Source organism: Bacillota bacterium, from assembly GCA_013178415.1.
Taxonomy (GTDB): Bacteria; Bacillota; SHA-98; order Ch115; family Ch115; genus Ch115.
The window spans coordinates 14774-26739 of sequence record JABLXA010000001.1 but is presented as its reverse complement, the minus strand read 5'-3'; the positions used below and the strand labels follow the sequence as shown (position 1 = coordinate 26739).

Here is an 11966-nt window from a genome sequence, read left to right as displayed (position 1 = left end):
AGGCATAAGACTTTGCCTGATGAGATGCTGCAGATGGCCAAGTCCCGCGTTGACCGGAAACCCATGAGCATCTGTATTGCACATTCTCCTCGTCCCACGGCCAACCGCTGACCAAACATGCACATACCTCTGATTAATTACTATATCCATCGGCGTGCTCGCACCAACACAGCAGGCATCGTAATAATGAGTCTTGGGAAAGCTATGCTCCAGCCGCTGTTTCTTTGTCCTAGCGCCAGTGCCGCATTCCACGGGCAAGCCAATCTCCTTGAGTCTTTCATACAATCGCCACCTGGTGGCATTCATCTACCATGAACGAACACACCTCCTTGCGGAGGCCCCTTACGGGGCTGGTGACGGGACAGGCGGACTCTCCTGCCATCTCTCCTGGCCAATATTATCCAAGCTTGTCATGCCAGCAGCACTGCTCGCTGACACCCCTGCTTGCTGTTTAACTGCTGGCGATGCTTTACGGAGACTGGAGAAGCATCCCTGCATCATGACCTGGATAATGTAGCATCCTCGTCGCCTTGTCCTTCGGCTCAGATGCTGAGGCGGGTTAACCGTGAGGTTGCGCCTAGATTTCACCGCAAGCCTCGAACTTCAGTCCGGGGTGGTTGACCTGAGCATATTCCAGGAATCCGTGGAATACTTTTGCTGTTCCAGCTCGACGGCCAACTGGGTCTCATCGGGGGTGAGAGCCCCATCCTCCAGGGTGATGTTGAAGGTTTCTCGAAGGAAATCTATGAATCCCTGACGAACCGCCGCAGAAACCTCGCCAAATTCGACTTTGCGTCCCAGTATCGATGAAATACTAGTGGCGCCTAATTGGAGTTCTCTCTCGACTCGCATTCTGACGGCCTCGCTGGGCAATTTGAATAGAGCGGACACCACATCTGGCTCCAATTCCATCAGGATCGAACCATGCTGCAAGAGTGTGCCTTTGATTCTCGCCTGGGCGCTCCCCACAAGCTTTTTGCCATGCACAACTATCTCATACCATGAAGGTGAATCGAAACATGCAGGTGAAGATAATCCGTTTCCCTTTTGCATGTCCCGGCGCTGCCTCGAATCTCTGCCTTGAATATTTGCCTCGATTCCAAGGAGAGAAAGCCCCTTTAGAATGCCCATCGCCGCAAGGCTGAAGGCCTCGCTGATCTGTTTCGGGCATAAAGGATGCGATTCAGTTAAAACGAAACTATAGGTCACTTCTTTATCGTGAAGCACGGCCCGGCCCCCGGTAGGCCTGCGGACTACATCGAAACCGAACTTGCGACACGCGCCAGCGTCTACATCGCGGTGGAATGACTGAATGCGTCCAAGGGAAAGGGCAGGAGGTTCCCAGCCGTACAGTCGAATAGTAGGCGGAACCTTCCCTTCGGAGTGACAGATCAGAATCGCCTCATCAACAGCCATGTTCCAGGAACCGCGCGCAAAACCCGTGTTCAAAAAGCGCCATTTATTTGATGCTTCAGAGGACATCGAAATAGGAACCTGCCTTCACATCTGCCATCAACAAGATCGCTCAACTCCACGGCATTATACCTATGGCATTATACCTTCGGATGTGACCGGAGGCAAGCGACATAACAGCTCCCATTTGATTTGGTGCAACTTCAAAAGTTATTCCACATACCTTTATGAGTTCCTTCCTGATTCCATCTTTCCGCTAATATAGCCGATGTTCCCCCTCCCCATAAATAACGGGCTCTAAAAAGAGCCCGCGAATAAAGGGTTTTTACCTAATATCATAGTTTCATTGTAGACTATGGCGATACCTATCCACTGATTTCCATAGCTCAAGTTGCTCCATCTCTTTTTTGATCTTCAGCCCCAATTCCCCTAACTGCCAATCCCATTCCCTAGATTCATAACCCTCTGCCTGTAGCACATGTTGGCTCAGGCGAAGCTTGTCCCAGTAGCGGAGTATCTCCTCTACTTCTCTCGTTTCACCTTTGGCGCGGAACTTAATCTCGCACTCGATCACCGTATCCTTATCAGCCGTGTCGCCGGGCCAAACCTCTACGGCCAGCGGTAACCCCTCGCCGTCGCATACTAGACCAACTACTACCTGATAGCGATCCCAGCGCTTATCCCGGCTGTAGCCATAATCGGCGTCATCGGCATGGGTCCCTTCAAGGTATGTGCTCGTGATGTCATAAAGAAGCAGCATGGGTGATGCCTTGCGAGTTCTAGCTAATGCCTTCTGAACTTCATAGAAACACTCATACAACTGATCCATGGCTTCATAGAGTGAATCCTCATCAAACCGGTTCTGGCTGAATATCTGAGTAAAGAGCGTACCCTCAAGGCTTCGCTTAAGCGCCAGTTTGCTTCCAGGGTCGAGGATGCGTTGGGCAACCATGAGGAATATGGACTGGCGCGTAGCATCTGAAATGAAGCTAAGGATCTCATCCATCCTGTATTTCTTCCAGAGGTGGTATACGGCAAGGATGCCTCCTCCACGGTAAGGGTCATCGGTGGTGAAGGAGACGCCTTCGATGTCAATGAGTTTTTTGTGTTTGAGGGCGAGTTCGAGGGCATTAACAACGTGGTCAGGCCAATCCGTGATGTTTACGATAGGGCGATGCCTACAGTTTTTGGTTTCGGGATCCCAGTATGCTTCCACCAATTGCTTATGTATTTTGGGATTTTTCACCTTCGGATTCCATGAGCGTTTAATGAACATGTCAACTCCCCATTTATAGACTATCATACTATGAATTATCTTCAAAATTAATAGTAAATATTCAAATTACTATAGACTAGGTTTTGTGTAAAAAATCCCCCTAACGCCTGTCATTGCTGGATTTTCACTCAAAGAGAAGGGGGAACGTCGGATAGATCATGCGTTTGGGCGAAAGGCTGATGTATATCAGGATTCCGTGCCAACCCGTTCCCTACATCAGTAAATCGCTCATGACAGATGCCATCCGACCTATATGATCGCCTCCCACCCACATCACCTGCTCATCAGTGAGTCAGCGGACAGGGACTTTGATGGGGTCCTGGGTCTATTCCTCTATTCCTATGAAACATGCATTATACTCGTTTTCCATCCTAAAATGGCATTAGAACTGCAAATGACAAGGCAATCAATATGTTCATTCAGACTTGAGATTGGTTGTTGACATTTTATGGAGGACGGAAGTCAGTATCCTCAAAACATGGAGAAAACACGAGAAGTTTTAGTAAAGTGTGGTTTATATTCCATCGAGGAAGTCGCAAGGGCGACAAAAACGGCAATTGACCTTCTCGGAGGAGTGCAGGCCTTTGTCTCGGAAGATCGGCGGCGGGCATAGGACGCGGCATGTGCCGGATGATAGATGGCATAAATGTATCTGCGGAAATTCTGGCACCTACATTTCGCACCCCTGCCCCTGATGTTACTTATTTTTCTTCGGAATCATTTTCTATCTCTTCATTCACGCTGGTACGGGCTCGGTCGGACGACCACATATATATCCGACCTGAAACCTGCAAGCCTTAGTATCCTTTCCAGCGGCTCTTCGTTAGGGATCTCTTGAATTACCCGGTACTCCCGATCTCCCTCCTTGGCACATAATACCTGATACGGAGCCAGAAGCTCCAGTATCCGATTCCCGGTGGGTGCCGTAGTCTTCACTCCCCCAGCTACCACTATGTGACTACCCTCTGTTTCTAACGCCTTCCGTACCCTTCGTTGCAATATCCGGTGTATCAAGAGCGCAATGAGTAGAACATATGCCAGCGCCTCTATCCTGCTCTCCTTCTTCAGATAAATCGCATCAAGATATGTCGGGTCCTTCAGGAACTTAAACGACGTCTCTACCCCTATCTGCTCCTTATACTCCCGTAACACATCGGGAGGCTCCATCAGCAAATCATTCGTTATCAGCAAAAAGCAGTTATTGCGTTCCCTTGCCCGCTTTACCGCGGACTCGCTGAGTGCCCCCATGACTGGCCGAATCCTATAGACCGTTTCCAGTTCCACAACCTCGTCTTTCCTTGGCCGTCCCTTTCTGTCACGCTTCTTCGCACGGGTCTCCTCTATGACTTCAGCTGACATCGGGTAGAATTCATTAGCATGCTTGGCCAGAAACTCTTTTGCAGCCGCATTGGCATCCGGTTTACACGCAAACTCCTTTGCCTGCATCTCTTTGGCTGCTGTGGTCAGATCCTTATGGAGATTCTCAATGCGTCTATCCAGAGCTTTGACCTTTCTCTTGTCCAACGCTGTTGAGTGGACTACCACAAAGTTGTAAAGGCGCCCATACAATTCCCTTGTGAAAGCTTGAACCTTGTATGATGCCGCCTTCCTGTAAGCCGCTCCTTCCCTTGCGCTACTCAGCTTCCCAACTGTCAATTCTGGCCTCCGTTGGCGCCGCTAACACTGGAGAAAATGGCAGTTGGGTGAATGAAATCACCCCGGCCGGAGCCGGGGCAATAACAGCATGAATCTAATTGGCCTTGTAATCTCACTTATCCATGAAAACACGGGCCCGCCCATCCCTCATTCGATTCCCATGAAATCTAGCTCCTTCCTCCTCAAGCGAAGTCTCATATACAAACAAGGATTCATAGTATAGAGCGCGCATCGCTGACTCTACCCTTTCTATCGCATCCAGTGAGGTGAATCTCAAGGTTACCTTGCCTCCATCATAGATTAATGTCAGTATTGCTCGTACATCCATGGGACCCGACGTGACAACATCCGATTCAAGCTCCGTCTTCTCAGAGATGACTATGCCATCCATGACTTTCTCCCTCCTTAGAGCGTAAGCTCTTCTGTCACCCGTTTCAGGTTATCGCCATCCACAAGCTGTTGCCTGTGAATATACGCATCCATGAGACATCCCTTACACAGGCGTGCCACAAGCCAGACCGCGCCCTTGGAGTATTCATAGATGCGATCTATGACGTCATCAGGAAATAGTGGCCTATCACAACCTGCCATCTTGAGTTCATGGACAATATATGGCTTGATCTCAGATTTCTCCATGCCGCTGAGATGGTATTGCACCTCCACTCTCCGAAAGACCGCCTGAAGTGATCTAAGGCGTAATGTTGCCCGCATCTGCGGCTCCCCAACCAGGATGATGGTGAAAGGGGTGGATGAATCCATCCTAAAGTTACATAGTTATGCCGATATCGGCATAACTATGTTTATGCCGAGCCCACGATTATGCCGAGCGGAGTACTGTAAAAAGCCGGGGCCGAGCGCCCGGAAAGATTTGGCGCTCGGCATAATAATAATCACAGAGCTTCAAGAAACGCGAGCAACTTATCGGGAGGGCGATAGCGACCAGGTTTTGTGTTAGATGGAGCTGTGAGAGAGATTGCCTTTTCTTTTATGGCCATATCGGCATGAATGTAGATCTGAGTAGTCTGGACGCTTTCGTGTCCCAGCCAGAGGGCGATTACGCTGGAGTCTACGCCGCTATGCAGCAGGTTCATGGCGCAGCTGTGGCGGAGTATGTGGGGTGACACTTTCTTGTGACATAATGAAGGGCAGCTTCGTGCGGCTAAGGACACATATTTAGCGAGTAGCCGCTGCACAGCATCGGAACTGAGGGGCCCGCCACGAATGGTCGGGAAAGCCGGATCGGTGTGGCAACCACCCCGTTCTCGCAGCCAGACGCATAGCACAGCAACCGTCTGAGCAGTCAAGGGGGTCGCACGTTGTTTGCGCCCCTTTCCGTGACACCGTACATGGGCCCCGGGCCTCGCTAGCTTGAGGTCTCCGACGACGAGCCCAGTCAATTCGCCAATCCTCAACCCTGTCTGGATAGCGAGGACTAACAGGGCATAGTCACGCCGCCCAATCCATTTGCTACGGTCGACTGCCGCGAGCAAAGCGTCAATCTCGTTCTGGTTAAGGAAGTCGACTGTCGTGCGCTCATAGCGCTTGGCTGGAATGGCAAGCACGCGCCGGATCACATCCGCGTGCTCTGGATGGAGAAGGGATGCATAGCGGAACAGCGAGTGAATCGCTGCCAAACGAGCATTGCGCGTGCGGACGCCATTCTGCCGGTCATGCTCAAGCCAGTTAAGGAAGGCACCAATAACGGGGGCATCCAGGTCGGCAATGTCGAGCTGGGAAGGCGCCTTTCCAATCCGCTCGTGGACAAAGTTCAACAGGAGGCGGAAAGAGTCTCGATAGGCGGCCACGGTACGTGGGCTAGCCCGCCGCTGGGCGAGGAGCCGTTCGGTGAAAAAGGCTTCCAAGGTGGGAGCGAGAGTACTCATCACCACACCCCCTTTGGCTGCCCGATTCGCTCTGCCGCCAGCGCCAATAGCTCAGGGTCCTCCTGGAGGTACCAGTAGGTGGATACTGGATCAGCGTGTCCGAGATAGGCCGACAGGAGGGGAAGCTTGCCCGCAACATCCGTTCCGGAGCGATACCAATCACGTAGGGTGTTCACTGCGAAGGTGTGCCGCAGGTCGTGGATGCGCGGCCGGCCTGAACCGGCGCGGGGCTGGAGACCGAGGCGGCCAAGGATCTGTCTAAAGACGTGACGCACGCAGGCATCGATCAGACGAGTTCCGCGGGTGGACACGAAGAAGCTTGGCGCCCTCGGATTGCCGCTCAGCCGGTCCCGCTGTCTCGCATATTCCTTAAGAGCTACAATGGTAGTGGGGTGCAGAGGCAACCGTCGGGACTTATTGAACTTGGTCTGTCGGATCAGAATCAACCCCGTCACGGGATCGACGTCGGCACGGTCCAGGCGGATCGCCTCGCCTAACCGCATCCCGGTAGCGGCTAACAAACCGAATAAAGTCTGATAGGTCACTGCCCTCAACGGCGGGCTCAATGCGCCGGCGGCATCTATGAGACCCGCAATCTCAGTTTCTGAATACAGGTATGGTGTCGGGCGCTGGTACCGATACGCCAGCAGATCCGGCGCTGGCACTTCGACAGATGGATCGATCGTTTGTAGGTAACGGGAGAAGCTGCACACCACGGAGAGTCTTTTCTTCCAGTACAGCGGATGCACGTTCGTCGGCCTAGTGGCCCAGGCCAGCGCTAACTGGCTGGTCACAGTGGATGCTCCCACGTGGTCTAGGTAATCAACGAAGTCGTTCAGAAGCCGACCCTGTTGAAGAAGTTTGAACCCAAGAGAGCGCCGCAGAGTAATGTAGTCGCTTACTTGCTGACGAAGATCGCTCATATTGCACCACCACCTGGCCATTGCCGGGCGATTCCGGCCAAGGCGCCGAGGTCATCCTTGGCGTAATGGGCAGTAGTCCTTGGGTGGTTGTGCCTGAGAACCCGACCAATCTCCAACAACGGTGCACCGGCTCGGCGCATTGCCGTCGCCGCGCTATGTCGCAGCCGGTGTGCACCCGCAGGTGGTAGACCTGCTTGAACGCAGGCCCCCTTTACGATGTCGCAGATAGAGGAACCCGACAGGGCGGCATAGGGCGCCCGAACATGCAGAAACACGGCGCGGCATCTGCTGTCAGGACGAACCTGGTGGCAATAATCGGCTAGAGCCTCGCCGACATCCACTGGCAATGGAAGCCGATCGTGGCGGTTGCCCTTACCGGCCACCAGGATCTCTCCGCTGCGCCAGTCCACATCATCTAACGTCAGTGATGCCACCTCTTTGGACCGCAAGCCGAGCCGGGCCAGCATGGTCATAATCGCGAAATTGCGACGACCCGTATTGGTATGACGGTCGCAACTGGCGAGCAGTTGCGCCACCTGTTCCCCGGATAAGGCGCGCGGCAGTCCGGTGTCACGCCAGCCTGGGCCGGGGAGCACCGCAGCCTCCAGCGATAACGACATGTGACCTTGCAGATAGAGAAAACGCAAGAATGCCCGCAAAGCGACTGCCATATTGTTAAGCGATCCCGCACCACGGCGCTTGGACTCCGCAAGGATAAATGTAGTAACCTTATCGGTCGTCAGACCTTCCAAACCGTTCACGCCGTCGATTCCAAAAGCAGACAGGAACCGATGCACCACATACCGATACCAGTGAATGGTCCCCTGGGCCAAACCGCGTTGGCTAAGCAAATACGTGGTAAAGTCGTCCAAAACCCACGTCAGATGCGCCTCGGGAACATGCGGCATCACCTCGGGTATAGCGCCTATACTACTGAGATAGTTGATGAGTACCCGTACCATCCCGCCAGTTGAGCGTCCCTTCGCGTAACCACGCGCCCGCCGCTCAGCAACAAACTCCTGCACCCGCTGCGGTGTAAGTTCCGCCACCGCCAATTCCTGATCGCCTAGCCAATAACTTAGATGCCTCATCACGACCAGATAAGAGGTCGCCGACCACGGTGAATATCGCTGTCGAGCCAATTCATCCAAGAACCCGGAAACGAACGGCTCTAATGGGCCGGAGACGTGGATCCCGAACTGTTTACACACTAACCATACCTCCTCGGCATTCGGAACTTCGGCCAGGATGTGCACTGCGAAGCTCCGTAAATTATGCCGAATACTTCGACACCCCTACCCTTACACTCCTGTGTATAACACCTCTATCACAACCGACTCGCTCGGCATAATCGTGGGCTCGGCATAAACATAGATACCGGATCTCCTGAAGCATATCATGGGATAGCTCATGGGCTTCGTCTATGGCGATGATGAGATCTATCCCCTTTGCAGCGAGGCTCTCGACCGCCTCCCGGCATTGCCGTTTCATCCTGACAGGGAGGTAATCGGGAATCACGCCAAGCTCGGTAAGGATGAGATCATAAAAGGCACGTTCAGTGAGGTTTCGGTCTGAGATATAGATAAACTTGTACCTGGTATCCGGAAGCGAAGAGACAAGAGCCCGTAATACCGTTGATTTGCCGCAGCCTACTTCCCCAGTCAGGACAGAGATAGTGCGCCTTTCCATAGAATATTTCAGCCGAGCTTTAGCCTCTTCAAATCCTTTGAAGGGGAAAAGCTCGCCTACTGGGATGTCTCGTTCAAATGGATGCCGTTGAAGGTGGAAATACGTTAGATCCATTTTCTAATCACCCCTTGAGCATGTCCTTGTATGAGAGGCCTTCCCTTGGGGTAAGCGTGAGGAGATTGATATTGGTTGGCTTTTGGATGTCTTGGGTCCCCTCTTTAGATTGGGATGTTCTGCCCACATGATGCCTTGGGATATCAATCGGCTTTGCCTCCCCATAGCGCTTGCCTTCAAAGAAGACCTGGATCTTTGTCATGTCGTAGGGATCAAACCGAACTGTTATGGTCCTGCCAGCAAGCTCAGGGGATGTTTCGTAAGTCTGGCCCAGGAGAGAGAAGATCCCTGTCTTGTCCACCTTTCTTGCCTCCTCCATGAGGAACGCCTCATATAGCTCTGTGAGATCCACATGACGAATGGGGTGGTTGTCCAGATCAAACCTTACGGATGGAGCCTGTTTTGTGGCAGAATGAGGCTTGTCATTGTAATATGTCTTGAGCCATGATGAGAAGAGATCATTTGCCTTTGCGATATCGATTGGGGATGTCCTGGATAAAACCTCAAGTTCGGATAGGAAGCTTCTCTGAACTGTCAGAAAAAGCCTCTCAACTTTGCCTCGACCCTGGGGTCTATACGGCCGTGAGTGGGTAAGGTGAATCCCAAGCCTTGCGCATATCTTTGAAAAATGTAAGCTTGAATAGATCGCGCCATTGTCAACATAGACCTGCTCAGGCACGCCATGGGTCACAATCGCTTTCTTCAGGCTGTCCTCCAGGGCTGGCAACCTCTCGGCCTTGTAGATCTGTGCATGCACCACCTTTCGGGAATAATCATCAATCCAAGCGATGAGGTGCGCCTTGTGTTTCTTGTTGGGATTCTCAAGATCAACAAGATAAGTTAGGTGACAAGTGTCCCCGATCCAGCGTTCGTTACGATGTTCGGCCTGATAACGGCGGTAAGTGTCTTTTGGAGTCATCTGTGGCTTTGTGAGCCCAGCCTTTCTGAAATGCTCATATAGCGTGCTCTGTTTAAGATATCCAGGTTCCACCTGACCCGAGGCCTCCAGAAGTTCTATGATCGTGGCGATAGAGCGCTTAGGGTTCTCGCGCCTCAGGGCAATCGCAAGATCTATCAATTCTTCAGGAATCTTGCTGGAATTTCCCCTCGGCACAGGCATAAGCGCCTCAAAGCCTCCTTCCGCCGGGTAGCAAGGAGGCGTTGCCGCCTCCCCGCCCCCTTGGAACCGTACATGATGGTTTCCCATCATACGGCTCGAGCCTCTCATGACGCCTCTTGCGAGACGCGGCTCCAACAGATATACTTAGGCTATGAACTCTGTTTATGGCTCTTCGGGCATATAAAACCACCCGGGTCCCTCTTGGTCGTCTTCTTCTTTCGCTTCTTTGCGTTTCTTGAAGTAGCCCTCCCATTCGGGATCATAGGGGTTGGCTTCTCCTTTCACCTTGACATGCCGCTCAATGGGAGTATCTGCGGCGTAGGGAAGATGTAACTCTTTTCCATATACTTCGCCATAGAAGACCCACGACCGATTGCCAACGGTTTTGAAGTACTTTGCCCGGATCCATTCCTTGGATTTATCTGGGTGTCTTCGCACCGCCCAGTTCCACAGGGCGAGAAAGATCTCACGATCCACTTTGCTAAAGGTCTCCTTGCTGACAGCATGGCGGTGAAAGTTCACCCATCCCCTTATCTTGGAGGCGAGCATCTGTATCAGCTCACCCGCCGTTTGCGTAGGATGTCCCTTTATGACTTTCCGCACCTTCCTGAGAAAAGCTTTCACATTTTTCTTGGACGGCTTTATGAGCAGTTTGCCCTTGTATTTACGGACATTCTGCCCCAGAAAGTCAAACCCATCCTCTATGTGCGTTGTGACCGTCTTCTCCTGCGAGAGCTCCAGTCCACGCTCCTCCAGAAATTGCTCTACAACAGGCTTGACCTTGTTTTCCAGAAGCTCTTTTGAACTACCGGTGATGACAAAGTCATCCGCATACCTTATGAGATGCACCTTTGCTGCCTGGTAGGCAGATTTAGACGGAAATGCATCTCTTAGTCGCTTTTCCAGCCCATTGAGAGCAACATTGGCAAGCGCGGGCGATATGATCCCGCCCTGCGGCGTGCCTTCTTCTGTGGGATAGAGGATGCGTCGCTCTATGAACCCGGCTTTAAGCCATTTCCAGAGTACCTTTCTGTCCAATGGGACATTCGCGAATAACCAGTCATGGCTTATTTTATCGAAGCACGACTTGATATCTCCTTCTAACACCCACCCAGCCGAGTCCTTTCGGGCAAGCGCAATAAAGCATTGCTTTATTGCATCAGCAGTAGATCTTCCTACCCTGAACCCATAGGAGTTAGGATCAGCCATGGTCTCTGCAACTGGGTCTAATGCCAGGAGATATAGCGCCTGGCATGCCCTGTCGAACATGACAGGAATTCCTAACGGGCGCTTCTTTTTGCCATCGCTCTTCGGTATGTACATTCGCCTGAGTGGCTGGGGACGATAACCCCTCCGTCCCAGAGAGTGTATCGCCGCCTCTTTCTTCTTGGGTGTGTCCCAGATCACTCCATCTACTCCAGGTGTTCTTTTGCCTTTGTTCTCCGTCACTCGCTTTACGGCAAGAGCCTTGCCGCTGAACGAGTGGGTCAGCAGCCGTTGCAAGGTTTTCACCTTGCCCCATCTGCCTTCCTTGGTAGCCTTCACGATACGCGCTTGGAGCCGACGCACATTCCGGCGGGCCTTGTCCCAATCAATACCCTCCCAGTCCACCTTCCTGTGGGAGACCGCACCAGCAATTTCACTTGCCGCCATCTGCTTTGCCTCCTTAATCGGTTTATCAAGTTCTCTCGTGACGAGACACCACGTGTGGAAGTCTGCCCGCTTTCGCGTGGGGTGATATTGCATTCCTGCTCAACCCCTATCTGCCCCGCTACAGGGCAGCATTCGCTTCCTCCACGATCCGCTACCCGCATCCCATCGTTATGCCTTACGGCTCCCTACCCCCTGTTAGGGGGGAGGATACGGGCTTACCGCGTTCAGTCTGAGAAACA

General features: G+C 52.5%; 11 protein-coding genes and 1 pseudogene. All 12 read right to left on the bottom strand.

What is annotated here, in order from left to right; translation table 11 throughout:
• Positions 1–54: 54 nt before the first annotated feature.
• The 12 genes and pseudogenes from HPY52_00120 to ltrA all read right to left on the bottom strand — a co-directional run bounded on the left by HPY52_00120 (position 55) and on the right by ltrA (position 11727).
• A pseudogene (locus HPY52_00120) lies at positions 55–306 on the bottom strand (HNH endonuclease).
• A gap of 297 nt (positions 307–603) precedes the next feature.
• Positions 604–1482, bottom strand: a complete 879-nt coding sequence (locus HPY52_00115; protein ID NPV78670.1) for a lipoate--protein ligase family protein — start codon at positions 1480–1482, stop codon at positions 604–606.
• A 274-nt stretch (positions 1483–1756) separates the two neighbouring features.
• Complete coding sequence (locus HPY52_00110; GenBank protein ID NPV78669.1) at positions 1757–2659, bottom strand: IS1634 family transposase; 903 nt, start codon at positions 2657–2659, stop codon at positions 1757–1759.
• Positions 2660–3421: 762 nt separating this feature from the next.
• Positions 3422–4345 (bottom strand): IS1634 family transposase, encoded by a 924-nt coding sequence (locus HPY52_00105; GenBank protein NPV78668.1) that lies wholly within the window; start codon positions 4343–4345, stop codon positions 3422–3424.
• Positions 4346–4457: 112 nt separating this feature from the next.
• On the bottom strand, positions 4458–4736 hold the full coding sequence (locus HPY52_00100; GenBank protein ID NPV78667.1) for a hypothetical protein: 279 nt from the start codon (positions 4734–4736) through the stop codon (positions 4458–4460).
• Positions 4737–4750: 14 nt separating this feature from the next.
• Positions 4751–5104 carry a hypothetical protein gene (locus HPY52_00095; GenBank protein NPV78666.1) on the bottom strand — a complete coding sequence of 118 codons (354 nt, stop codon included), beginning with the start codon at positions 5102–5104 and terminating at the stop codon, positions 4751–4753.
• A 131-nt stretch (positions 5105–5235) separates the two neighbouring features.
• Positions 5236–6228 (bottom strand): tyrosine-type recombinase/integrase, encoded by a 993-nt coding sequence (locus HPY52_00090; protein NPV78665.1) that lies wholly within the window; start codon positions 6226–6228, stop codon positions 5236–5238.
• Entirely contained in the window at positions 6228–7151 is a 924-nt protein-coding gene (locus HPY52_00085) for a tyrosine-type recombinase/integrase (protein NPV78664.1), read from the bottom strand. Before HPY52_00085 ends, HPY52_00090 begins: the two co-directional genes overlap by 1 nt.
• The gene (locus HPY52_00080; GenBank protein ID NPV78663.1) at positions 7148–8362 is read right to left on the bottom strand and encodes a tyrosine-type recombinase/integrase; all 1215 of its coding nucleotides are present in this window, start codon (positions 8360–8362) and stop codon (positions 7148–7150) included. Before HPY52_00080 ends, HPY52_00085 begins: the two co-directional genes overlap by 4 nt.
• Before the next feature lie 61 nt (positions 8363–8423).
• Positions 8424–8954 carry an ATP-binding protein gene (locus tag HPY52_00075; protein ID NPV78662.1) on the bottom strand — a complete coding sequence of 177 codons (531 nt, stop codon included), beginning with the start codon at positions 8952–8954 and terminating at the stop codon, positions 8424–8426.
• A gap of 7 nt (positions 8955–8961) precedes the next feature.
• Positions 8962–10074, bottom strand: coding sequence for a DDE-type integrase/transposase/recombinase (locus HPY52_00070; GenBank protein NPV78661.1), 1113 nt, complete (start codon positions 10072–10074; stop codon positions 8962–8964).
• Between the two features lie 162 nt (positions 10075–10236).
• The gene (gene ltrA, locus HPY52_00065; GenBank protein NPV78660.1) at positions 10237–11727 is read right to left on the bottom strand and encodes a group II intron reverse transcriptase/maturase; all 1491 of its coding nucleotides are present in this window, start codon (positions 11725–11727) and stop codon (positions 10237–10239) included.
• Between the last annotated feature and the right edge of the window lie 239 nt (positions 11728–11966).